Genomic DNA, 23,664 nt, shown 5'->3' with positions numbered 1-23,664 from the left:
AATATTCTAAGTAAAACCCGCTTAACTTATGCTTAAAACTATTAAAATTAGTCTTTGGAAGATAAAGCGGGTAAGGAGGCTAAAAGATTATTTTTAGCTTTTACTTCTTATCTTTTAAAAAGGAATTTTAAGACTTTAAACCCTTTAAAAGGGTTACAAAGTTTAAAACTTTTTATTAGGAAATAAAAAATACAACGGATTACTTTTTACTCTTAATAGGCAATACAAGAATGACATTTTAAAAGCTTTATTAAAAGAAAAGTAAAGCATAAAAAAGTTTTCTAGAAAAACCAAAAGAAATTAAATTAGTTTGGTTTTAGCTCTAAAATTTCTTTGGTTTGGATAGCAACAGGCACAACACCTCTTTCTTTAGTGTAGTCATGGCAATAATCACAGGCTTTAAAAAAGTCTTGCGCATAAAAGTCAAAAAATCTACTTTTATCTTCTTGTAAGTCTATAAAATCTCCATTAAACTCTTCTAAGCCTTTTAAACGCGAAAGTGAGCTAGCTACAGGACAGACAAAAATTGCCCCACTTTTTGCTAAAACATGTGCATTTTCTTTGGTTTTGCCCTCATTGTCTCTGATGCCTTCTGTGCTCATAAGGCTAACACAAGGCATTCCGCAAGCTTTAAAATTTAGGATATTTTCTTCTTTGGTGCGGTTTCTTTTATAGATTTTTCCAGGTTCTTGCCAAGTGGCTTCTTTTGAGCCTTTTAGGAATTGGTAAGGGATTTTATACTTTTTTAGAGAAGTAAATATTTGCTCATGTTTAAGAGGGACTTTAAGATTAGGAGAGTAAGAATAATCAGAGATGCTAACCTTTATCTTTTTTTTGATAGCTTTTAGGCTTAAAAGCAATTCTTCTTTTAGTTCAATGGTTCCATTAGTTATGATATTTAAAGTAAGAATTTGTTTTTTAGTGCCTAAATACTGCACTAGTTTTGGCAATTCTTTAAAAAGTAGAGGTTCTCCTCCAATAATTCTTAAATGTGAAATAGTATCTATTTTGGCAAGTAGAGTTTCTATGCTTTCTTTGATACCTTCAAAAGTTGCTGAATATTGGTTATTGGGGGAAAAATATTGCATTAAATCCATACAGGATACGCAACGCATTGTGCATTTTGTGGTTAAGACAAGCTCTAAGTAAGGAATATCTATTTTGCCTTTTAAAATACGCTTTTTAAAATAGTTTTCTAAAAAGAATTTTTCAGCAAAAAAAGCAATGGGAAGCTTGTAGATTCTTGCTAGATTTCGCTCACCTCTTAAAAAACGGCTATATTTGTTAATATTTGCTTTTAGGTATCTTCTTATAAAAGTGGGATTTTCAAGATATTTTTGATAGTTATGTGGGGGGGGGGGGTGATTTTCATAAAAACTCCATAATTTTAAAATATTAAATAGCTTTAATTATATTAAAAAATATTTAAAGGATTAATAAAGAATATCTAAAAACCTTATAAATAAGGCTTTTAGAGATTTTGAATAAGATCTTTTAGGGCAGCATTGATGGAATTTTGTAGGCTTGTATTAAGGTTAAGCGGAGTGAAGCTTGGCGTCTCTCCTAAGCCTAAAATTTTGTTATTGGTTAAATCTAGGGTGGTTTTTCCAGAAAAAATAAGATTTTCTTTATAGCGACTTAGAGAAAATTGCACTTCTATAATGGCTTTTTGCTGGTGGTTTTGCTTGAAAAATCCGCCTTGTTGATTGTGTTTATAAATGCTTCCAAAAACGGCATCTAGCTTGTATTCTCTACCATAATCTACACCAAATTCAAAGCAATTGCTACTCTTTAATGAAGCAATAATTTCTTTTTGAACTTCATTTTTTTGAAGTTTTAAATCGTTGAATTCTCCCACTTTTAAAGACTGTAAATCTATTGTAGCAATAGGGGATTTACAGATTTGCTCCATGGGGATTTTTGCAATGGGGGCTTGCTTGTAGCAACCTGTCATCAAAAAAGCTCCCATAATAGATAGCAAGAAGAATTTTTGTTTCATTTTGGTCCTTTTAGAAAAATATTTTTAATTCTAGCATATTTTAAGTGCTTATTACAAAGATACTTGATAGAATTGCAAGCTTAACTATAGAATGAAGGTATTTTAGGAATGTTTCGTAAAAAGATTGCATTGGTGCAGATTATATTATTATTGTTAGTATTGGTAGGATTGTTTTGTTTGTACCAAAATATTAAAGAATCAGCAAAAATTCAAGAAGAAGCACTTTATTTGGTGAATATTAGCGGAAAGCAAAGGGTTTTAGCACAACGCATCGTGTTTTTATCCCAAGTGATTTTGTCTAATACTTTAAGCAAACGCGATAATCATACAAACTTTAAAGAGTTTAGGGGTTGTATTATGCAACTTAATTCCATTCATAATGTGCTAAAAGAGTTTGTTGTGGGGCAGATTAGCCAAAATAAACAATTTACAACTTTAGATGATATGTATTTTGGAGGTGGAAATTTAGATTACAGAATGGAAAGATTTTTACAAGAAGCGAGTAAAGTTTTTTATTTAAACGATATTCAAAGCATTGTAATAAGCAACCAAGAGTTGCTTGGTGCATTAGAAGGAGATAATGGACTATTAGCAGTTTTAGAACTGGCTACATTAAGCCATCAAATCTATGCACAAAATTTAAATAAAAGTTCTACTTTAAGAAGTAATTATATTATATTGGCAATTTTAATTCTTGTAGTGTGTGAGTTGCTACTCTTTTTTATTAAAAAGAGAGATTTTAAGAGCTAGGGAAGTGGTGAAATTCTGGTTTGCTTTTGTTGTTATAGATTGAAGTTTTGTGTGAATACTTAAGAATTTTGTTGGTTTTTTAGATTACTTTGCTCTTAAAGGGCTTCGCAATGACAAAGGGGATACCTTTGGTTGCTCTTTTAGATTGCTTTGCTACGCTTGCAATGACAGTGAGAGACTTGCAATAATAATAGCTTGTTTCGTTGTCTTGCTCCTTATAATGACAAATTAAACAAAAATATAAAAAATAAATCATATTTTATTTTTAAAGTAATCTTAAAAGTTAAATGATAAAATTCTAATGTGTTTTAAGCAGTTTTTATTGTCTTTTAAAGGCTTTAAGGAGGCTTAATGGTAGAAATAAATATTTTTATGATACTATTAATTACTCTAGTTATAGTCTTAAAACAACTATAACTAAAGCATTGAAAAACATATAAGAATATTCTAAGGAAAACCCGCTTAACTTATGCTTAAAACTATTAAAATTAGTCTTTGGAAGATAAAGCGGGTAAGGAGGCTAAAAGATTATTTTTTAGCTTTTACTTCTTATCTTTTAAAAAGGAATTTTAAGACTTTAAACCCTTTAAAAGGGTTACAAAGTTTAAAAACTTTCTTTCTTTTAAATAAATTCTTCTTGTTTAGTATAAATATAATATAGTATTAATAGTTTTAGTTTTGTTGTTTTTTAGATTGCTTCGCTACGCTTGCAATGATAGGGAGAGTCTTATAATAACAAAAAAGAAAGCTATTGCAATGATTTTAGATTGCCATGGCGATTACATCGCCTCGCAATGACGGAGAGTAGTTAAACCCTACAAAGCCCCATAAGGAGCTTTTTATAAACTAGCCCCAAATAAATGAGAAGTTTATAAGGACTTAGTAGATTAATTAATAAGGCAAGGGTTGTGTGTTCTAGCAGAGCTTGAAACTGTGCAGGCTATTTTTTTCTTTTTGCCATCGGTGTATTCATTGTTTCTATATTCTCCTTCTGCTACTATCTCTTCTCCTTGCTCTAGTTCTCCTTGATATTTGCTATTATCAAGTTTAAAATCTACATTATAATCAATATCAGGTTGTGGTAGCTGTGGTCTAGTTTCTGGATTTGTTCCTCCGCTATTTTCACAATCTCCACTAGGGCAAGGTTTTTCCATTTCAGGGCGATCTGGCAAGATAGGATTAGGATTGATAGGCTCTCCACCTCCACCTGGTCTTTCAGGCACAGTAGGGATACTAGGCACTTCAGGATTGTTTGGATCAGCAGGTTTTCCTGGAATTTCAGGGATAGTTGGGATACCTGGTTCTTTACCATTTTCTATATTATCTCCCGTTTCTATTGCAGGTCTTTCAGGATAGGTAATGTTTCCTGGCACATCTACACTAGCTATAGGCATATAATCGCTAAAAGTAAAGCTACCATTTGCATAATTAGCATTATCTTTAAAGTTATATGCTTCATTAAGCTTTAAGTTTCCTAAAATTAATTTAAGTGCTTCTTTATCTCCTACCATATTATCAAAATCTTGGCTTAAAGAGGCAAATTTGTTGTTGATTTGTCCTTGTAGAGTTTTTAGGCTCCCTTCTGTATTTACAATATCTTGGTAGGCTAATTCGTATTTGACTTTTAAAGAAGCGATGAGTTCAGCAGGAAGTCCTCTTTTTACTGCATCATTATATTCTTTTACTGCTTGATTGTAAGTATAGATTTTATAATCATATTGTGCCTTTAAGCTTTCAAACCTTGAAACTAAGCGGTTTAGCTCATCATTGTTAATGATTAAATCTGAAATCTCTTGTGCCAACTTTTTAAAGTCCTCGCTATTGATTGTGGCTAGAAAGTTTAGTAGTTCTTGCTTTTTGGTTGGATATTTAGAAGCAAAATCTTTAATATTACTATTTAATTGCCCCATAATTGTGTTATCAAATGTTAGCAAAAACGCAATGCTTTGTGCTAAAGGATGGTTGGAATCTATTTCACTAATTTTTAGTGTAATTTCTTTCTTTTATCCACTTAGTGCATCTGTATAGATAATAGAAATTGTATCTACATCTTTTAAATGGATAGTGTAATGGGAATTAACTATTTCACCCAATATTCCCTCTATCAAGTTTGTGTCATAATCTTTATCTGTTAGGATAAAATCTTTACCTGCTATTCCTAATTCTCCTTTGTTGATTGGCTCTTTTAGGTCGTTATCGATAGATTCTGTTTTAAAGGTATTTGAACCAGCATCAAACTTAATAATGCTATTGCTATCCCCTATGCTTCCATCTGAATTTTTGGCATACATTATGGATTTATCATTATTGAATTCGAGAGTTTTTCCATTCTCTAAAGCTGTAAAGATGTCATTGGTGCTATCATAACGCACATTACCAAAATTTTGAAATTTATTTTTTTCTGTATCAATGTTGTTGGTAATTTGACTGCTTGGTTGTAAATTCTTATGGTTTGTAGCTTTAGTTGTACCAACTTCGTCAGTATAGTAGATGTTAATATTATTGCCTTCAGCTGTTGCTCGAGTGTCACCATATTTTACAAAAAGATAACCATTTTCAATTTTGTTGTTTAAATAGAGATTAATGTTTTCAAAAACATTTTTAGATGTGCTAGTGCTAGTGTTATCGTAATCATCAAAATAGGCAAAACCATTTGATGATAGTTTGCCTTTAATTGTTCCTATATTGCTTATAACAATATTAGTTAAATGGGAACTATATTCTGCTGATATTCTGCCTGCAAATCCACCTGCATATCCTTCATTTGATAGAATATTGCCTATATTATTTAAAGATATATTATGTGCTTGAAAATTTCTAAGATCTCGTCTACCTATAAATCCACCTGCATCTAGTCTAGAAGTGATATTACCTATATTATTCAAAGTAATATTGTCTAAATTGATGGTGCGTCTTAAATCTGCTACAAATCCCCCAGCATATATACTAGAAGTAATATCACCTATTTTGTTTAATGTTACATTGCTTATATTGGCACCTTGTGCATATCCAGCAAAACCACCAGCTCCACCAGTTCCACCATCTAAGTAGTTTGTGGTGATGCTTGTTATATTGTTGATGGTTATATTTTTTATAGTATTGAGACTGGAAGTGCTACTAGAACCTAAAATATTACCTGCAAATCCACCTGCATAATTTCCATTTGATAGAATATTGCCTATATTATTTAAAACTATATTAGAAAAAACACTATCGTATACTTCAATTTCTCCAATAAAGCCTCCTGCGTCTTTATTGCTTTTAATATCTCCTACTTTATTGATAGCAATATTAGATATTTTATTGTTAATGCCTTTTATGGAACCTATGAAAGAACCAATAAATCCTGGTAAATTATCGTCATCAAAATCAAAACTTAGATTATAAAGGCTAATATTACCTATTTGAATATTAGAATTAATATTTTTTTGACCCACTTGACCAAATAAACCTACATAATTAAATCCAGCGTTAATCAATACATTACTTAGAGTGTATCCCATACCATTAAAGTTTTTATTAAAGGCATAAGTATGTCCCACAGGATTAACCAATGTATTTTCCATATCTATATTATTGGTCAATCTAAATTCATTAAAATCATCTCTAAAACTACTAATTCCCTCATTCCAGTTATCTGCAAAATTTTTCCAATCATTTGCATTGCTAATATATCCAAACCTTTGGAAATTATTTAATCCTGCTCCGCTAAAGTTATAGCTAAATCCACCTGTAATATTATGCTTATTTCTATAATCTGTGGTATGCTGTGTGAAGCTTCCTTCTTTTCCTACTTCTACATCTATGCTTTTTCCTGTTAATTTATCTCCATCTAAATAGACATTGTTTCCTTTGATGATAATGCTATCGCTATAAGCTTTATTAGGTAGTCCATTTTGTCCTTTTGTGCCATTGATTTTTCCACTTAGGTTTTCTACTTTATTTCCTGCTAGAACTACTTCATTTGCGTTAATATTTCCTAAATTTACAATATCACCTTTAGAAGAAATGCTAGAGCTAAATTTTCCTTTTTCTGCAAATTCTTTAACTTGTGTATCATTCATAGGATTTGTAGAGGCTACAAATTTATTAGCATTAATCACACCATTAGCTCCTACTAAAACACCACTAGGATTTACTAAAAAGATATTGTTTGTCCCACCATTTAGTGTTCCTAGTAATTGTGAAGCCTTTCCGCTAAAGTCTAGGTTTAAATAACCTAATCTATCTCCTTTGAAATTAACTGTATGACCTTCTCCTATATTAAACCCGCCACCCCAAGCGATTACATTGTTTTTATCATTTCCACTAATATTTAAGCATTTGTTTCCGCAAGAGCCAAAGCTTCCACCTTTATCATTTACAAATTTACCTCCACTAGGCAAAGAAGCAGCCAATAAAGCTTGGTTAGATAAAAGCATAGAGGCTACTATACTGATACTAAGGGTTCTTTTGATATTTTGTCTCATTCTTTCTCCTTTTTGTTTGTAGATTTTGCCTTTGATTCTTGTTTTTAAGAATCTAGGGGAGGCTTCAAAATGGGGAAAGGGAAGCCTCCCTTAGATTCTTTTGTCTAGTTTGCTTTAGGGCTTTACTCCTTGACTTGTCATATTGGCATTTCCACTTTGTCACTGTAAGACTTATGTAAGTAAGTCGTGGCAGTCTAAAGTCATATTGAGCGAAGCGAAATATCTCTTCTTTAAAAAGCTTCTTTTAGGGATTTGCTTTATAGATTCTTCGCTACGCTTGCAATGACAGTGAGAGACTTGCAATGATAATAGCTTGCTTTGTTGTCTTGCTCCTTACAATGACAACAAACAAGATAAAATTAAACAAAAATATAAAAAATAAATCATATTTTATTTTTAAAGTAATCTTAAAAGTTAAATGATAAAATTTCACTATGTTTTAAGCAGTTTTTATTGTCTTTTAAAGGCTTTAAGGAGGCTTAATGGTAGAAATAAATATTTTTATGATACTATTAATTACTCTAGTTATAGTCTTAAAACAACTATAACTAAAGCATTGAAAAACATATAAGAATATTCTAAGGAAAACCCGCTTAACTTATGCTTAAAACTATTAAAATTAGTCTTTGGAAGATAAAGCGGGTAAGGAGGCTAAAAGATTATTTTTTAGCTTTTACTTCTTATCTTTTAAAAAGGAATTTTAAGACTTTAAACCCTTTAAAATAAAAGGGTTGCAAAGTTTAAAATCTTTTCTTTCTTTAATCTTGTTTAAATAAATTCTTCTTGTTTAGTAAAAATATAAATGGTATTAATAGTTTTTTATCTATGAAGTAGAATAATAAAATTAAGTAGAGTTATGCAATCTATGAGAATGCTTAGGGGTTTTGGTGATTCTTTTTAGATTGCTTCATCGTTTCACTCCTCGCAATGACAGAGGAGAGGAGGAAATCTCTTACAATAATACAATAGGAATTTCAAAGCGTCACTGCAAGCAGTGGAACGACTTGCGTGGCAGTCTCTTTTTATTGTCACTAGGATTTGAAAAATCACAGTAGTAAGAAAGATAGATGTAATAGATTATTTTTGTATCAAAAACTATAATAAACAAATTATGTATCTATTTAGAAGTTATTTATAAAAAATTAATCTTAGAATGTATTGCAGAGAAATCTGATATAATGGTGCAAAATAGAAATAAACATTGCATAGTTGCTAAAAAAATAAGGAATAATTATGGATTTAAGCCCACAAGATAAAGAAAAACTAGAAGAATTATGTGCGATGAGCTTTGATTTTGCTAGGCAAAATGATGTGGAATCATTAGAGATTTTACTTAAAAACGGAATGAATCCAAACCTAGCAAACCATAAGGGTGATACCTTAATAATGCTAGCAAGTTATTATAATTCTTTGGAGGCAGTAAAGCTATTAATATCCTATAAAGCAGATGTAGATAAAGTTAATGATAAAAATCTAACTCCGCTTGCTGGAGTTTGCTTTAAAGGGTATGTGGAGGTTGCAGAAACGCTCTTAAAAGCAGGTGCAAATCCTGATAAGGTTAATACTGCTGGGCTAAGCCCTTATGATTTTGCAGTTCTTTTTAGAAGAAAAGAGATTGTGAAGCTTATAGAACATTATTCTAAGAAAAAATTGGGATTTTTTAAAAAAATATGGCTTTTTTGGTAAAGCTCTAAAAATATAATTTAAGGCAAAATTACTTCAATTTTATTAAAAATACCTATTATTTTACAAGAAAATTACAATAAAACTAGGGAAAAACTACTAAATCAACCATTATTTTTATAGTAAAATGCACATATTTTGCACGAAAAGTAACATAATAAAATAAAATTTTATATTTTATTTATAAGAAAATATTTTTATGAAGTCCTGTATTATGTATTTGTAAGAATAATAAAATTTTTATTAAGTATGTATTATAAAGTTATTTTACCTTAAAACTAAAAAATATTTATGGCTTTAACTTGGTTTAAATAAATAAAAGTTACTATTTTTATGTATTTAATTGGTATCAATTAAGTAACAATTAAATACATATGCAATGAGGCATAGTCATTTTTAGAACTAAAAAGTGTTAAATTTAAAATAAAAAAAGGGAGGGGACTAATGATATGTTTAAGTTTATCCTTCCCCCTACGCAAGTCTTCTAACAAAAGAAACTCTTGTAACTGTGCGGGGGGGGGGGGGGAATATTATCTAGTAGCCCTCTCTTTAATTCTTTTAGTAGATTTCTTCAGATGCAATATACTTTCAGATTCCTTCTTTTGTTTTTTATTTGATTTTTTTCTTCTTCTTATTTCTCTTTCTTATTGTATGAATTTTTTTAAATGGGGAGGCTTGCAGACAAAATAGTTAGTTTTATTTTATTTTTTTAAGAATTAATTGGCGTCGTAATACTTTTATTTTAAGCACTATTTAGCTTTAAGAGTTTTGTAATGCTTGAAGTATTGTAAAAGTTTTCTTTAAAGTTTTTAAAAGTGCTCAATACAATGTGGGATTGTGTTGTATAAAATTTAAGTGTTTTATTGAAATTTTAAATATTTTTAAAACTTTAAAAGGGGAACTATTGTCAAAAAATAGCTATAAGCACAAATTGTGTGTGAGTGTGGTGTTGAGTTTTTTGATGTCAAATCAAGTGATGGCTACTATAGCAGGAAATACGCTTCCAAATGGTGGGAAATTTGTATCTGGAAGCACAGGAAATATCTCAACTTGCAAAGCGGGTGGAGCTTGTATGAGTATTTCTGGTAATGGCAAAAATAGCGTAATCGCATGGAGTGGCGGATTTAATATAGGTAGAGATGCACAGGTGCATTTTAAAGGGAATTCTTATAATTACTTAAACCTAGATTATTCTAAAAACCCATCTATTCTAGCGGGGAAATTAGAAGGTGGGAACAATAATATTTTTATCGTAAATCCTAGCGGGGTCTTAATAACTGAAAATGGAAGCGTGAATGCAAACAGATTTGTAGCTTCAAGTAATTCCATTACCGAAAGCCTAATGAAAAAATTTAAAACTGAGGGTGCAAGTTTTTCGCCCGTCTTTCAAGCAAATAAAGGCAATGTCATTAATATGGGGAAAATTAATGCAAATGAAGTGCTAATGGTGGGAAGTAGCGTAATTAATAAAGGTGAAATTTTAAGCCTTAGTGGGAAGGCTAAAAAAGTAACCTTTAGAGGCGAAAAATTAGATATTTTTGCTACTAATATCCATACACAAAATTTAGAAGCAGAGGCTAAAACAAGTGGGAAGTTTGAAACAAGCCTCAATGCTTATTTAAATACCAAGGTTGATTTTATCGGGAATTTTTATAAGATTGCAACCATAGGAAATGTGGGAGAATGGGGAAAATTTGCAAATACTTATAATACAACTACAACACTAGATATCTTTAATGAATTTGCATTGCTAAATAATCTTGATTTTGCACAAGGTGGGTTTGTTGCAATCTCAAAAGATTTTGATAAAACCTTTGATGGTAGAGGCTATGCCTTGCAAAATATCACAATAAGTGGGGTAGAAGCAGAGAATTTTGGTATTTTTGCAAGTGCTACAAATTCTATTTTTAAAAATCTAAATTTAGAAAATATTGTGTTTAAGGATATAAAAGGAATTAATGTTGGTGCATTAGTGGGATATGCAAAAGAAAGTGAATTTCACAATATTGCTCTAAGTAATATTTATATTGCTAATACAAATAATGCGGTTGCTGATATTGTAAATGTGGGAGGCTTAGCAGGGCAAATAGAAGAATCACAGGCTAGCTCTATCAATCTTAAAAATATTAATGTGGATAATCAAAATAATAATGTGAATAGTTGGGAAACTAATGCAGGAGGTTTAGCAGGAAATATTAATGGTGGAAAATATACAAATTTATTTTTAGAAGATATTACTATTAATAATCAAGCTGACGATTATGTATATTCAGGTGGATTTGCTGGTTACATAAGCGATGGAGAATTTAGAAAGATTGTTTTGCATAATATAAAGAGTATACAAACTATTGGAAATAGTCATATAGCAACTGGAGGCTTTGTTGGATATTTATTAAATGTGGAAAATTTGATAATGCAAAATATTATTTTAAATAATATTGGACCTATTCTAGCAAAAGGCGATAAAAACGAAGTAAGTGCAGGTGGATTTTTCGGAGAATTTGCTAGCTGGACAGATGCCAATAAAATTGAAAATATTGTTTTAAACAATATCCAAAGCATTGAAGCAAAAGGCGATAAAAAAGATGCAAGTGCGGGTGGATTTGCAGGCCTTGTTGCAGAAGATTCTATTTTGAATTTGGAAAATATTTATCTATATTTTAATGATAATGTGATCTTAAAGAGTAGTTATAGAGCTGGAAAGGTTGTGGGTGATTATAAAAAAAGCTTACAGCTAATTTTGAGAATATCTATCTTGCCTATAAAAGAGGAGGGGAAGTGGATAAAGCAATCTCTGATAAACCCTTATTTAGAAAATATACTATAATGGATTCAAAAGAAGACTTGTTTGCATTAATCAATAAAAATATGGAAGAAGCAGGTGTGTATCAAGAGGGTGATAATTTCTTTTTAAGAGATAATTCCCAAGTAATTTTGCTTCCAATAGATGATGAGTTAGATAATCCTTATTTGGTAGGAGATGTAGGAGAAAAAGAAGACTATGATGAGAATATAATTTCTGATATTTTAGGAAGTTTAGGATTTGATATTCTTAATGGGGACAAAGATTCTATTATGCAAGCTATATGGTTTGTGTTAGGTTATATAGAAAGTGGCAGTGATCTTTTAGAGGGTTTTGAATTAGCAGAAAATAATGATCTTGAATTTTTTAAAGATGTAAATAATCTAAAAGCTATTTTTCAAGCACTTGATAGAATTCAAACCCTTAAAGAAAGTGGTAAAATTGATGTGGCAATGCTTAATAACTATAATAAATTGTATGCAGAATACAAGAAAAACTTAAAGCTTTATGATGCAACTATACAAGATACATATATGAAAAATCTTGAAAGAAAGCTTGAAGAACAATATGCTAAATTATCCTCTCAATTTGATAAGATTACTTTGCAATTAGAGCTAATCAAAAAAACGATAGGAGATGCATTTGATATAGATAGTAATTATACAATCTTTGAAAACGCTTCTATAAGATTTAATATAGGTTTGGTAACACATTTTGAAAGTTTTGATGAAAAAGAAGGAGATGATAACCTAAAATTTGCAGGTGTGCCAAAAAGTGAATTGTTGGATAGAAATAATAAAGAACCTGTTTTTATTAATCCTTATCAAGAAGAAAAGGATGTGTATGATGAGGAAAAAAACCGCTATACTGAAAAAGCTTGTTTTGTCTCTGAAAATCCAAAAACAAACAATCCTTGTATTGTCCAGATGGTAACTTCATACTAAAAGTAAAACCAACTTGGTTTTCCACTTCTTCACTGCGAGCAGTGGAACGACTTGCGTGGTTAGTCTATAGGGTTGCCTTAAAAGTTTTGATTGCTCTTTTTGGATTGCCATGGCGATTACATCGCCTTGCAATGACATTAGATTGAGACTCCTAATTGCTTTTAGATTGCTTTGTTATGCTCGTAATGGCAGAGGGGAGAGGGTTTTTATAAGCTAATAACTAATAGCCATAAAAGATGGTTTTAAAAAAGAACTTAAAAGCAAGTTTTACTTAAAACTTGCACTTCTGCTTTTGCACTACAATCTTCTAAGATAAGTTTGCTATTAATTTCCACATCTTTTAAATTTTGTAAAACTTTTCCTTGCATACTAGCTTTTAAATAACCTTTTTTTTGTAAATTTGGATTTTTAGCTTCAAATTGTGTAAGGAGTGCTAAAAGTGCATTATTTTTTTTGTTTAAAATTTGTTCTATTTTTTGTGTAAATTTAAAAGAATAGGGCTCTAGTTTTGTTGCAAAGATGGAGAGTTTGTGTGAAAATTTGCTTTTTAGTAGTTCATTATAAACCTTAAGCTTTTCTTCTTGTCTTTGAAGCTTGCTAAAAGGAGAGAGCTTTTGTAAGAGGAGATCTATTTGAGCTAGATTATCTAGCTTTTTGTGTAAAATCTTTTTGAAAGTTGCTTCAAGATTTGAATTTAAAGCATCTAATGTTAAAAGCCATTCATTAGCATCAGGAAGAAGTAGTTCCATAGCAGCACTAGGGGTAGGGGCACGAAGTGAGGAGGCAAAATCACTTAAAACTACATCAGGTTCATGTCCTATAGCAGAAACAATGGGGGTTTTTGCTTGGAAGATGGCTTCTACTACTATTTTTTCATTAAAAGCCCATAAATCCTCTAAGCTTCCTCCACCGCGTGCTAAGATAATGCAATCAAAACCTAAAGTATCTGCATATTGGATATTTTTCACAATCATTTCTTTGGCGCCTTCTCCTTGAACTAGAGTGTCAAAAAGCACAAATTGTGTAAGTCTCCAACGCCTTGAAGCAATTTTAAGCATATCTTGTAAAACGGCTCCTGTGCCTGAAGTGATGAGTGCTATTTTTTTGGGAAATTTAGGAATAGGGAGTTTTTTGTCAAAATAACCAAGTTCTGCAAATTCTTTTTTTAGTTGCTCATAAGCTAAAGTAAGTTCTCCTATTCCACTAGGAGTAGCACTAAGACAATTTAACTGATATTCTCCGCGTGGCACATAAACGCTAATTGTGCCATTTACTTGAAGGCTCATTCCCTCTTCAATTCTAAATCTTAAATTTCTAGCATTTCCTCTAAACATCACACATTTTAGGCTAGAATCCTTGTCTTTTAGTGTAAAATAAATATGCCCGCTTGAATGGTGGGTGCAGTTGCTTACCTCCCCACTTACATTGACTTGTATGAAAGTTGCCTCTAAAAGACTTTTGATTTGATGATTGACTTCACTAACGCTTAAAATTTGCAAAACTTTTACTCCACAAACATAATAGCTAAATTTGCACTAATTTGTTGTCCTTCTTTGGCATAGATTTCTTTAATCTCGCCTCCTATAGTTGCTAAAACTTGATTTTCCATTTTCATAGCTTCTACAATGGCTAAAACTTGTCCTTCTTTAATTTTCTCTCCCACTTGCACCAAAAGCTTTGTGAGATTTCCTGGCATTGGAGAGATGATATGTCCTGGTAGGCTTGCTTGGGGCAAGGAATCAGATTTTTTAAGAGTGCTTGTATTGTTTTCATCTAAGCTTTCTACTAAGACTTCTTTTAAATCACCATCTACACGCACAAAAAATGGTCTTACCGCCTCATCTTTTGCACCACTTCCTTCTACTTTAATCCTAAAGCTTTCACCATGTAAATTAATGCTAAATTCTTTTGGCATTTTAATATTGGATTCAAAAGTTGTAAGTGGTTCTGGGGAGAGGCGATTTTCGTTGCGTTCTTCTAGGAATGTTTTTGCAATTTGCCCAAACATAGCATAAGAGATAATATCGGTTTGACTTTTTGCAAAACCTTTGCTTTCTTGTTGCGCAATTTGCAGTTCATCTTCTAGTTTATCGGCAGGACGCACACTAATAATTTCTTCTCCTTCATCTTTTAAGCGTTTGATTAAATCTTGTGCGATAGGAGCAGGGGTTTTACCATAATAGCCTTTGATGAGATTTTTTGATTCGGTTGTTAGGGTTTTATAGCGGGTTTGTGAGAGAATGTTTAAAACCGCTTGTGTTCCTACAATTTGGCTAGAGGGCGTAACCAAAGGAGGATAGCCAAAATCTTTTCTAACATTAGGGATTTCTTTTAACACCTCATCCATTTTATCAAGTGCATTTTGCTCTTTGAGTTGGTTTGCCATATTAGAAATCATACCGCCTGGTATTTGGCTCACAAGCACTCTTGTATCAATATTATTGTATTCAGATTCAAATTTTTTATATTTTCTTCTATTTTTCTTTAGAATTTCTGCTGCCTTTTCCATAAGTTCTAAAGAAAGCTTGCTGTCCCATTTTGTATCTTTTAGAGTAGCTACCATAGATTGCGTGCAAGGGTGGCTAGTCCCTTCGGCTAATGCAGAATTAGCAAGATCTAAAATATCAACCCCAGCTTCAATAGCTTTTAAGTGTGAGCCAAATGCAAAACCAGCAGTAGAGTGTGTGTGGAGAGCCAAGGGAAGATTTACTTCTTCTTTAATAGCTTTTACAAGCTCATAGGTAGCATTAGGCGTGATAAGTCCTGCCATATCTTTGATTGCTAAAGAATCACAACCCATTTTTGCAAGTGTTTTTGCAAGTTCTACAAAAGTTTTTGTGCTATGCACAGGAGAAGTGGTGTAACAAATAGCACCTTGTGCGTGTTTGCCTTGTTTCTTAACTTCTTCAATAGAAGTTATGAGATTTCTTGTATCATTTAGTGCATCAAAAATTCTAAAAATATCTACCCCATTTTGTGCGCAAAGTCTTATAAATTCTCTTACAACATCATCTGCATAATGTCTATACCCTATTAGATTTTGTCCGCGTAAAAGCATCTGAATGGGTGTGGTTTTAAAAATTTCTTTAAAAGTTGCAAGACGCACAAAGGGATCTTCTTTTAAGTATCTTAGGCAAGTATCATAAGTAGCACCTCCCCATACTTCTACACTATGAAAGCCAATTTGTTCAAATATTTTTGCTGCTTCTATCATATCTTCAGTTCGCATTCTAGTAGCAAGTAAAGATTGGTGTCCATCTCTTAAGCTGTTTTCAGTAATCTTTATCATTCCTTATCCTTTGCATAATTATTGATTTATTATAACAGCCCTATTTAAAATTTTACTCTTAAGTATGCGTTTCTTGTATAAAATTTTATTTTTATGGGTTTTTTGGTATCAAAGAGGAGAAAAAATTATTTTTTCTCACCCCTTAGAGCCTTAGCAATAAGTTCTAGTGGATGGGCAAAAAGAGTTTGCACATTATTTTGTTCTAAAGAATTGGTAAGTTGCATTCTGCAAGCACTGCATTCGGCTGCCACATATGTGGCTTTTGTGTCTTCAATCATTTTGGCTTTTTTATCTCCTACTTTGGAGGCTAGATGAAAGTTTTCTGTTTGCATAGTTACCCCGCCAAAACCGCAACAAGCATTTGGATTTTCCATTTCTACTAATTGAAAGTTTTTTAAAAGTTCTCTTGGTTCTTTCCAAACACCTAAAACTTTTCTAGCATGGCAAGGATCATGATAGGTTACTTTAAGTTCGCTTTTTTCTAAAGTGTCTAATTTTTCTTTTAGATTTGTATGGTGGTGAAGCCATTGTGTTGCCATAAATACTTTAGGGAGGATTTTTTGTATTTTTTTGTGGTATATTTCATCTTTTTGCATAAATTTTTCCCAATCTTCTAAAACCATTGCAGCACAAGTGGCTTCAGGGATTAAAATTGCATCTACACTATCTATAAAGCTCAAAAAATAATCTACATTTTCTTTAATGAGTTTATCTACACTTTTAAAATCTCCGGTAAAATAAGCAGGTGCGGCACAGCATTTTTGTTTTTTGGGGATAAAAGCATTGATACCTAAAGCTTCTAAAATATAAAGTAAAGAAGTCCCAATTTGTGTGTAGTTATAATTTCCAAGGCAACCAATAAAAATCGCTACTCTTTGAGTGGCATTGGGGTTAAAAATTTGCTCTTCTTTATGAGAGTTTAGGAAGCTTTTAGAGCTCATTGCACCAAAAACTCTTTTTTTAATGAAAGGGAGAGAAAATCTAGGAATAATGGAGGACTTATCAGGTAATTTTTTAAAAAGTAGCGGAGAGAAAAATGCACCAAGCTTTAAGCTAAAATCCATCAAAAAGCGATGTTTAAGAAGCATAAAAAAAAGCCTTTTAAACCAAGCAATGCCATATTTTTGTGCAATTTCAAAACGAATATTTTCAATCAAGGTATCAGTAGGTAAGGAATTAGGGCATACACTTACGCAAGTTGTGCATAAAAAGCAAGTTTCAAAAATTTTTTTTGCATTTTTATCTAGTGGAATTTCTTTGCGTTCATATGCTCCTAGAAGATCAATAAAGCCACGAGGAGATGTTGCTTCATCTCCATGGATTGCAAAAATTGTGCAATCTGGAAGACATTTTCCGCATTTTACGCAAGCATCACTTGTTTTTAAGTAGCTATAATTTTCATAATGTGCCATTTTTCATCCTATATAGTTTTGCTAAAAACTTTTTTATCATTGCTAAATTTTTTAAGATACGCATCAAAAGGCATAGCGATATTGCGGATAAGGAGCATACCCGTTTGGCTAACTTCTAAGCCATCATTTGTTTTTTCTAAAAGCCCTACTTCTCTTAAAGGCTCTAATTCTTCTAATGCTTCTTTAAAATAGGTTGTGAAGTCAATTTTAAACTCTTCTTCAATTTGTTTAAAATCAAGCTTAAAATTACTCATAAGCTTCATAATAACAGTTTTTCTTATTTTATCATCCAAACTTAATTGTATGCCTTTGCAGAAGGGTAGCTGTCCTTTGTCTATGCTTTCTTCATAGGAGGCTAAATCTTTATGATTTTGTGCATAATAGTTACTTCCTTCTCCTATGGAGGTAATACCTATTCCTATAGTTTGTGTGCCACCTTTGGTGCTATAGCCTTGAAAATTGCGTCTAAGCTCATTTTTGGCAATAGATTTAAATAATTCATCATCAGGCTTTGCAAAATGATCCATACCTATCATTTTATAGCCATTTTGAGAGAGAAACTCAATATTGTATTCTAAGATTTTTAATTTTTCTTCAGGGTGGGGGAGAGTTGTTTCATCAATTTTACGCATGGTTTTTTTAATCCATGGCACATGTGCATAATTAAAGATTGCAAAGCGATCAGGATTTAATTTTAAACATAAATGCAAAGTTTCCTTAAAAGTTTGTAAATTTTGGTAGGGAAGCCCATAAATAAGATCAAAATTAATAGAATGAATACCGTAATTTCTAGCAATTTCTATAGCTTTTTGCACTAAAGTAAAATCTTGAAAACGGTGGATAGCTTTTTGTGTTTGTGGATTAAAATCCTGTATCCCAAAACTTAATCGGTTAAAACCGCCACTCTTTAAAGCTTCCATTTGCTCTTTTGTAAAAAATCTAGGATCAATTTCACAAGAAATTTCTGCCTCATCAGAAAAATTTGGGAAAGTTTGTCTTAAAAGTTCAATAATAATTTTTAATTCATCCGCATCAAAAAATGTAGGTGTCCCACCTCCAAAATGGAGTTGATAGACATCTTTACTAGTATCCATTTGTTCTTTTAAAATGGAAAGTTCTTTTTTGAGATAACTAAGATAGCGTGTTTTATTTTCAGCTTTACTGGTATAAATCACATTACAACCACAAAAATAGCAAGCACTTCTGCAAAAAGGCAAATGTAAATAAAGAGAAAGAGGATTTGTGTCTTTTTGTAAATCTAGAAGATAGCTTTTATAATCATAATCTGTATTAAATTCAATAGCAGTAGGATAGCTTGTATAGCGGGGGCCTGCTTTAGAATAGGTTGCAAATTTTTTAAAATCAATTTGTTGTTGCATAAGATTGCCTTTTATGAATTGGAGTTTGCGAAATTTTTTAAACGGTAGTCAAAAAATAAATAGGGATGATGTTTTTTGATGCGTTTGATGAGTTCTTTGGGATTTTTTTTAAAATTATTTTGCAATTCTTTTAGTGCAATGCACCAAACATCATCAAAATCAATAGGCATATTTTTATAAATTTCTTGCTCTAAGCTAAAAAGCATTTTTTGTCTTTCTAGCTCTTTAGTTGCTTCTGCAAAAGAGTTTAAAAGATTTTTGGGGAGTAGATAATACTCTTCACCCTCATGGTTTAGACAGTAAATCTTATCTTCTAAATGATTTATAAGAGTTTTTTTAAGCACTGCTTTTGCATCTTTTGGGTTTTTTTGGGCAATTTTTAATTGCTTAGTTAAATTTTCATAAGGGTTTTTATTTGTGTTTTTTAACGATTTTGATGTAGCCAAACCATAGCTCCTTTTTGTGCATGAAGGCGGTTTTCAGCTTCAAGGAAAATTTTGCTTTGTGTGCCTTCTAAGACTTCTTCGCTAACTTCTTGCCCTCTATATGCTGGCAAACAATGCAAGAAAATAGAATCTTTTTTGCTAAGAGCTAGAAGTTCGCTATCTACGCAATATCCACTAAATGCTTTTATTCTTTCTTTTTTTTCATCTTCTTGCCCCATGGAAGCCCAAGTGTCTGTTGTTACTACATCTGCATCTTTTATAGCTTCTTTTGGATCTTGCATTAAAGAGATTTTAGCTCCAGAAATTTTAGCAAATTCTAGAGCTTTTTGATAGATTTCATTTTTAACTTCATAGCCTTTAGGAGAAGCAATTTTTAGAGTAAATCCCATTTTAGAAGCAAGCATTAGCCAAGAATGTGCCATATTATTACCATCTCCAATATAAGCCACAACAGGATCTTTATCTTTGCCACATTCTTGCATAGTTAGATAATCTGCTAAAAGTTGTGTGGGATGAAAATCATCGCTTAATCCATTGATAAGGGGAACTTTAGAATAGTGTGCAAATTCTTCTAATCTTGCATGATCGCTTGTTCGCATCATTATTAAATCCACCATGGAAGAAAGCACGCGCGCTGTGTCTTTAATGGGTTCTCCGCGACTTAATTGTGTATCATTGCTTGAGAGGAAGATTCCACAGCCTCCTAGTTGATAAATTCCAGATTCAAAACTTACTCGTGTTCTTGTGGAGTTTTTTTCAAAAATCATTCCTAATATTTTATTTTCTAAAGGCTTTGAGTAAAAGCCTTTTTTAAACTCTGTCTTTAGATTTTTGGCAATTTCTAAAATTTCTAAAATTTCTTTTTTGCTAAAGTCTGCCAAACTTAAAAGATGTCTCATATGGAACCCTTTTTATAATTTTGAATGCAAAAATAAGTTAGTATTATAGCCAAAAAACTTTTTTAATTGCTTGTAATCATTAAAAAATTACATAAATAAGGAATAAAAGTGCATGAATTTTCTATTGTAGCTTCTTTATTTGAAAAGATTGAGGATTTAGCAAGAGAACATAAAGCAACAAAAATATTGGAAATAGAGGTGGAAATAGGGGAGCGTAGCGGTGTAAATCAAGAACTTTTTAGTAGAGCTTTTGAAGAATTTAAAATAGGAAGTATAGCTAAAGAAGCACATTTAAAGATAAAAGAAATAAAAGTTACGCTTTTTTGTCAAGATTGCAAGGAGGAGTTAGAGGCTAAGGAGGTGGATTATACACATTGTCCTAAGTGCCATCAAGAAAGAGTGCAAATCATCAAGGGTAATGAAATGTTACTCACACATCTTGAGATGGAATAAAGTCTCTTTGTCTTATACCTTCATAAAGGACAATTCCCACGCTAGTTGCTAGATTTAAACTTCTAGCATTGTTCCACATAGGAATAGTAAAGCAATTTTTTTTATTTTGTTTTAAGATTGCTTCTTTTAGTCCTGCATCTTCGCGTCCAAAATGTAAATAGGCTCCTTTTTGCATGGGGGCTTGATAATAGGGTTTATCTGTTTTTGTGGTAAGAAAAAAGTGGGGTAAGTCTTCTAGTTTGGAATCTAAAAAAGCTTCATAATTATCCCATTCTAATACTTTTAAAAATTGCCAATAGTCCATTCCAGCACGCTTTAGCTCTTTTTGGGTAATATTAAAACCCAAGGGGTGGATAAGATGCAAAGTGCTATTAGAAGCAAAACAAAGCCTACCTATATTACCTGTATTTTGTGGGATTCTTGGCTCGTGTAATACAATATGAAATTCCATTGGGTTATCTCTTTTTTAAAAGAATTATACATAACACAAGCTAAAAATGTATCAATTTTTTAAGAATCTATTTGTAAAGTTGGAAAAATTTGGGGAATGGATTGTGTTTCATTTTGAGCTGTTTGTTCTTCTTGTTTATCTGTGTTAGCTTGCGAAATAGTCGCTTTTGTGCTAGAGCTTGTTTTGAGCTTTTTAGTATTTTTATTTTGAGGAATATTAATGGGCGATAGTGAAACTTTAAGATCTGGATAGGCTTTTTCGCCTCTTAGCAATGCTTTTAATAAAAGTGCAATCGCCAAGGATTGCTCTTTGCAAAGGTTGCAGAGGCGAAACTTCATAATGCTAGCTTGTGTATCTAAAACTTCTTGCATAAAATCTCCCAAAAAGAGAAATTATAGCATATTAAATATTTTTTTTAGAAAGTTCAATTCTAGCTTGTTTTCTTTTTAGAGCATTATTATATCTTCTTTTTTCTACTTCTGTTTTTGGCTCTAATGGAGGAGCTTTCACAGACTTTCCGTTTTCATCCACGCATACCATTGTAAAATAAGCACTGTTAGTGTGCGTTACAATTCTTTTGTGAATATCTTCAGAGATGACTTTAATGCCTACCTCAAGAGAGCTACTTCCTGTATAATTTACAGAAGCCAAAAAGGTTACAAGTGTGCCAACTTCAATAGGATATTTAAAGGTTACACTATCTACAGAAAGAGTTACTACATATTTGCCGCAATATCTAGAAGCACAAGCATATGCTACTTGATCTAATAGTTTTAAGAGATCTCCCCCATGCACCCTGCCTTTAAAATTGGCAACGGATGGTGTCATTAGAATAGACATTGTAAGGGACTTAATATCAAAAACATCTTCTTTAGTTTCAAAGTTTTCCATTTTTTTCTCCAAAATCAATATAATTTTAATTAATATTACCACTTTTTTATAATTTTTTGCAAAAGTTTCAAAAAAATCTAACCTTTTTGAAAAATATAGTTTAAAAATACACATCTATTTATTTTATAACTATGTAAAATATTAATGTTTTTTGTATTTAATTTAGTAATTACTTAATGCATAAAAGAGCTTTTTGTGTTAGGGTGAAATTAAATTAAAAACATAACTGTTATAAATTATCATTTAAAAATATTCCTATAAAAATAAAGCAATTGCACAATACACCAACAATAAAGCCATAATTAAATTAACTATTTTTGTGTGCTTAATAAAAATTTTACAAAAGATAGTGCCAAATAATGCCCACATAAAAGATCCAGAAGCACCTATTATGGTAAGCAGAAGCGTAAAGCCAATAAGTGATGCATTAGAATGAAATACAGGAAGAATATATAAACTCATAGCAGTAATTGCATAGATATAAATCTTTGGATTTATAAACTGCAAAACCATGCCCGCAAGAAAACTAGCTGCTTCTTCCTCAACTTGAAAATCAGAATTTGATTTCCACATCTTTTGGGCAAGATGTAACATATATATAGCACCTAAAATTTGCATATAAAACTTAATTTTAGGAAGCATTGTAAATAGTATGGAACTAAACAAAGCACATATGCTCATAACAATTAAAAAACCTAATGTAATTCCTAAATTAAACTTAAAGCTTTTCTTAAAACCTAAACGCATTGCATTACTCATGGATAATAAATTATTAACACCTGGTGTATAGGCTGTAACAAAGCAGTAGATTAAAAAATCGGTTATGGGAAACATTTTATTACTCCTCATTGTATATTATTTAAGACAGCTTGCTAATTAGACTATAAAAATCAAGTAGCAAGTTATATATTGATTGATAATTTTTGAAAAAGTTTTATCAGGGTGGTTGTTTTATAAAAACTATTCTGTTGTGATTTTGTGTATTAAAAAATGTAAAACTTCTTTTAAGTAGTGTTTTAATGTAAAGAATAAAAATCTTTATCCAATCTTTATAGTATAAAATTTGCATTATGATGAGGTGTTTAGTCACTTTTATTCTTCTTCTTTACAATGTGGAATTAAAACTATATAATAATATATTTGGTGTATTAAAATAGATTTTGTATATTAAAATAATACAAATATATCATTATAATGTCAATGAAAAAGGGAATATTTTTGGAAACTATGAATTTAATTGTTGCAAAAAACATCAGGCGACTTAGAGAAGAGAGAAATTTAAGCTTGGAGGAACTTGCTAAATTAAGTGGAGTTAGCAAAAGTATGTTAGCACAAGTTGAGCGTGGTGATGGAAATCCAACACTTTCAACCTTGTGGAAATTATCAAATGGTATGAAAATACCTTTTGATGCCTTAACTATGCGTCCAAAAGTTTCTTGCGAAATTGTAAAGACATCTACAATGCAACCATTATTAGAAGATAATGGCAAGGTAAAGAATTATTCTATTTTTCCAGATGATGAAAATCGTAAATTTGCTATCTATTACTTAGAATTAGAACCTAAAAGTTATTGGCAGTCAGAACCGCATCTTAGGGGAACTGTAGAGTTTATTACTGTTTTTGAAGGTATGATTGAAATAATGACAGATAAGCAATGTTTTAGTGTTGCCAAAGGAGAAAGCATTAGATTTAGGGGAGATACATTTCACTCTTATAGGAATATATGTGATAAAAGTGCTATATTGCATATGATTTTGTATAATCCATAAAATACTTTGATATGTGGCATTATTTG

21 protein-coding genes are annotated in these 23,664 nt (G+C 31.3%); 6 read left to right on the top strand and 15 right to left on the bottom strand.

The annotated features are described in order from the left end of the window. Window positions 1–305 precede the first annotated feature (305 nt). Window positions 306–1,154: a radical SAM protein gene (locus B6S12_RS00815; RefSeq protein ID WP_281267874.1), complete on the bottom strand. Its 849-nt coding sequence runs from the start codon at window positions 1,152–1,154 to the stop codon at window positions 306–308. Window positions 1,155–1,471: 317 nt separating this feature from the next. Continuing rightward, window positions 1,472–1,999 carry a hypothetical protein gene (locus tag B6S12_RS00810; RefSeq protein WP_111228915.1) on the bottom strand — a complete coding sequence of 176 codons (528 nt, stop codon included), beginning with the start codon at window positions 1,997–1,999 and terminating at the stop codon, window positions 1,472–1,474. A 108-nt stretch (window positions 2,000–2,107) separates the two neighbouring features. Between B6S12_RS00810 and B6S12_RS00805 the strand changes: the two genes are divergently transcribed. Further along, window positions 2,108–2,749 carry a hypothetical protein gene (locus B6S12_RS00805; RefSeq protein ID WP_111228914.1) on the top strand — a complete coding sequence of 214 codons (642 nt, stop codon included), beginning with the start codon at window positions 2,108–2,110 and terminating at the stop codon, window positions 2,747–2,749. Between the two features lie 887 nt (window positions 2,750–3,636). Here B6S12_RS00805 and B6S12_RS00795 read toward each other — a convergent pair. Continuing rightward, window positions 3,637–4,683: a hypothetical protein gene (locus tag B6S12_RS00795; RefSeq protein WP_111228912.1), complete on the bottom strand. Its 1,047-nt coding sequence runs from the start codon at window positions 4,681–4,683 to the stop codon at window positions 3,637–3,639. 69 nt (window positions 4,684–4,752) lie between these two features. Then, entirely contained in the window at window positions 4,753–7,218 is a 2,466-nt protein-coding gene (locus B6S12_RS00790; RefSeq protein WP_111228911.1) for a filamentous hemagglutinin N-terminal domain-containing protein, read from the bottom strand. A 1,233-nt stretch (window positions 7,219–8,451) separates the two neighbouring features. Between B6S12_RS00790 and B6S12_RS00785 the strand changes: the two genes are divergently transcribed. The 3 genes from B6S12_RS00785 (at window position 8,452) to B6S12_RS00770 (ending at window position 12,648) form a co-directional block, all read left to right on the top strand. Further along, entirely contained in the window at window positions 8,452–8,904 is a 453-nt protein-coding gene (locus B6S12_RS00785; protein ID WP_111228910.1) for an ankyrin repeat domain-containing protein, read from the top strand. A gap of 901 nt (window positions 8,905–9,805) precedes the next feature. Further along, window positions 9,806–11,728 carry a two-partner secretion domain-containing protein gene (locus B6S12_RS00775; RefSeq protein ID WP_111228908.1) on the top strand — a complete coding sequence of 641 codons (1,923 nt, stop codon included), beginning with the start codon at window positions 9,806–9,808 and terminating at the stop codon, window positions 11,726–11,728. Next, window positions 11,680–12,648, top strand: a complete 969-nt coding sequence (locus tag B6S12_RS00770; RefSeq protein ID WP_111228907.1) for a hypothetical protein — start codon at window positions 11,680–11,682, stop codon at window positions 12,646–12,648. The genes B6S12_RS00775 and B6S12_RS00770 overlap by 49 nt, the downstream gene beginning before the upstream one ends. Here the strand turns inward: B6S12_RS00770 and B6S12_RS10980 are convergent. The 7 genes from B6S12_RS10980 to argF form a co-directional block, all read right to left on the bottom strand. After that, window positions 12,640–12,786, bottom strand: a complete 147-nt coding sequence (locus B6S12_RS10980) for a hypothetical protein (RefSeq protein ID WP_181450909.1) — start codon at window positions 12,784–12,786, stop codon at window positions 12,640–12,642. The two genes, B6S12_RS00770 and B6S12_RS10980, sit on opposite strands and share 9 nt — an antisense overlap. 116 nt (window positions 12,787–12,902) lie before the next feature. Then, entirely contained in the window at window positions 12,903–14,147 is a 1,245-nt protein-coding gene (gene xseA, locus B6S12_RS00765; RefSeq protein WP_111228906.1) for an exodeoxyribonuclease VII large subunit, read from the bottom strand. Between the two features lie 5 nt (window positions 14,148–14,152). Continuing rightward, on the bottom strand, window positions 14,153–15,937 hold the full coding sequence (gene oadA, locus B6S12_RS00760; protein ID WP_111228905.1) for a sodium-extruding oxaloacetate decarboxylase subunit alpha: 1,785 nt from the start codon (window positions 15,935–15,937) through the stop codon (window positions 14,153–14,155). 125 nt (window positions 15,938–16,062) lie between these two features. Further along, window positions 16,063–17,349, bottom strand: a complete 1,287-nt coding sequence (locus B6S12_RS00755; RefSeq protein ID WP_111228904.1) for a (Fe-S)-binding protein — start codon at window positions 17,347–17,349, stop codon at window positions 16,063–16,065. An 8-nt stretch (window positions 17,350–17,357) separates the two neighbouring features. Next, window positions 17,358–18,728: an oxygen-independent coproporphyrinogen III oxidase gene (gene hemN, locus B6S12_RS00750; RefSeq protein ID WP_111228903.1), complete on the bottom strand. Its 1,371-nt coding sequence runs from the start codon at window positions 18,726–18,728 to the stop codon at window positions 17,358–17,360. Between the two features lie 11 nt (window positions 18,729–18,739). Further along, window positions 18,740–19,174, bottom strand: a complete 435-nt coding sequence (locus tag B6S12_RS00745) for a DUF2603 domain-containing protein (RefSeq protein WP_111228902.1) — start codon at window positions 19,172–19,174, stop codon at window positions 18,740–18,742. After that, window positions 19,153–20,073 (bottom strand): ornithine carbamoyltransferase, encoded by a 921-nt coding sequence (gene argF, locus B6S12_RS00740; RefSeq protein WP_111228901.1) that lies wholly within the window; start codon window positions 20,071–20,073, stop codon window positions 19,153–19,155. The genes B6S12_RS00745 and argF overlap by 22 nt, the downstream gene beginning before the upstream one ends. Before the next feature lie 108 nt (window positions 20,074–20,181). Here argF and hypA point away from each other — a divergent pair, with 108 nt between their 5' ends. Continuing rightward, window positions 20,182–20,526, top strand: a complete 345-nt coding sequence (hypA, locus tag B6S12_RS00735) for a hydrogenase/urease nickel incorporation protein HypA (RefSeq protein WP_111228900.1) — start codon at window positions 20,182–20,184, stop codon at window positions 20,524–20,526. Here the strand turns inward: hypA and B6S12_RS00730 are convergent. The 4 genes from B6S12_RS00730 to B6S12_RS00715 all read right to left on the bottom strand — a co-directional run bounded on the left by B6S12_RS00730 (window position 20,504) and on the right by B6S12_RS00715 (window position 22,702). Next, window positions 20,504–20,977 (bottom strand): tRNA (cytidine(34)-2'-O)-methyltransferase, encoded by a 474-nt coding sequence (locus B6S12_RS00730; protein WP_111228899.1) that lies wholly within the window; start codon window positions 20,975–20,977, stop codon window positions 20,504–20,506. The two genes, hypA and B6S12_RS00730, sit on opposite strands and share 23 nt — an antisense overlap. Window positions 20,978–21,036: 59 nt before the next feature. Beyond that, window positions 21,037–21,348 (bottom strand): hypothetical protein, encoded by a 312-nt coding sequence (locus B6S12_RS00725; RefSeq protein ID WP_111228898.1) that lies wholly within the window; start codon window positions 21,346–21,348, stop codon window positions 21,037–21,039. 31 nt (window positions 21,349–21,379) lie between these two features. Continuing rightward, a complete protein-coding gene (locus B6S12_RS00720; RefSeq protein ID WP_111228928.1) occupies window positions 21,380–21,868 on the bottom strand; it encodes an acyl-CoA thioesterase in 489 nt (162 codons plus the stop codon). Between the two features lie 255 nt (window positions 21,869–22,123). Further along, window positions 22,124–22,702: a LysE family transporter gene (locus tag B6S12_RS00715; RefSeq protein WP_111228897.1), complete on the bottom strand. Its 579-nt coding sequence runs from the start codon at window positions 22,700–22,702 to the stop codon at window positions 22,124–22,126. Window positions 22,703–23,095: 393 nt separating this feature from the next. Between B6S12_RS00715 and B6S12_RS00710 the strand changes: the two genes are divergently transcribed. Beyond that, entirely contained in the window at window positions 23,096–23,638 is a 543-nt protein-coding gene (locus B6S12_RS00710) for a helix-turn-helix domain-containing protein (protein ID WP_245892451.1), read from the top strand. The last annotated feature ends 26 nt before the right edge of the window (window positions 23,639–23,664 follow it).

Source organism: Helicobacter valdiviensis (assembly GCF_003245365.1).
Classification (GTDB): domain Bacteria; phylum Campylobacterota; class Campylobacteria; order Campylobacterales; family Helicobacteraceae; genus Helicobacter_D; species Helicobacter_D valdiviensis.
This window is presented reverse-complemented; position numbering and strand designations above follow the sequence as displayed.

What these genes read in the sequence shown, in the direction of transcription:
- B6S12_RS00810 (WP_111228915.1), bottom strand. Translation starts at nt 1,999, where the DNA reads ATGAAACAAAAATTCTTCTTGCTATCTATTATGGGAGCTTTTTTGATG.
- B6S12_RS00805 (WP_111228914.1), top strand. Translation starts at nt 2,108, where the DNA reads ATGTTTCGTAAAAAGATTGCATTGGTGCAGATTATATTATTATTGTTA.
- B6S12_RS00790 (WP_111228911.1), bottom strand. Translation starts at nt 7,218, where the DNA reads ATGAGACAAAATATCAAAAGAACCCTTAGTATCAGTATAGTAGCCTCT.
- B6S12_RS00785 (WP_111228910.1), top strand. Translation starts at nt 8,452, where the DNA reads ATGGATTTAAGCCCACAAGATAAAGAAAAACTAGAAGAATTATGTGCG.
- B6S12_RS10980 (WP_181450909.1), bottom strand. Translation starts at nt 12,786, where the DNA reads ATGTCATTGCAAGGCGATGTAATCGCCATGGCAATCCAAAAAGAGCAA.
- oadA (WP_111228905.1), bottom strand. Translation starts at nt 15,937, where the DNA reads ATGATAAAGATTACTGAAAACAGCTTAAGAGATGGACACCAATCTTTA.
- B6S12_RS00755 (WP_111228904.1), bottom strand. Translation starts at nt 17,349, where the DNA reads ATGGCACATTATGAAAATTATAGCTACTTAAAAACAAGTGATGCTTGC.
- hemN (WP_111228903.1), bottom strand. Translation starts at nt 18,728, where the DNA reads ATGCAACAACAAATTGATTTTAAAAAATTTGCAACCTATTCTAAAGCA.
- argF (WP_111228901.1), bottom strand. Translation starts at nt 20,073, where the DNA reads ATGAGACATCTTTTAAGTTTGGCAGACTTTAGCAAAAAAGAAATTTTA.
- B6S12_RS00730 (WP_111228899.1), bottom strand. Translation starts at nt 20,977, where the DNA reads ATGGAATTTCATATTGTATTACACGAGCCAAGAATCCCACAAAATACA.
- B6S12_RS00725 (WP_111228898.1), bottom strand. Translation starts at nt 21,348, where the DNA reads ATGCAAGAAGTTTTAGATACACAAGCTAGCATTATGAAGTTTCGCCTC.
- B6S12_RS00720 (WP_111228928.1), bottom strand. Translation starts at nt 21,868, where the DNA reads ATGGAAAACTTTGAAACTAAAGAAGATGTTTTTGATATTAAGTCCCTT.
- B6S12_RS00715 (WP_111228897.1), bottom strand. Translation starts at nt 22,702, where the DNA reads ATGTTTCCCATAACCGATTTTTTAATCTACTGCTTTGTTACAGCCTAT.
- B6S12_RS00710 (WP_245892451.1), top strand. Translation starts at nt 23,096, where the DNA reads ATGAATTTAATTGTTGCAAAAAACATCAGGCGACTTAGAGAAGAGAGA.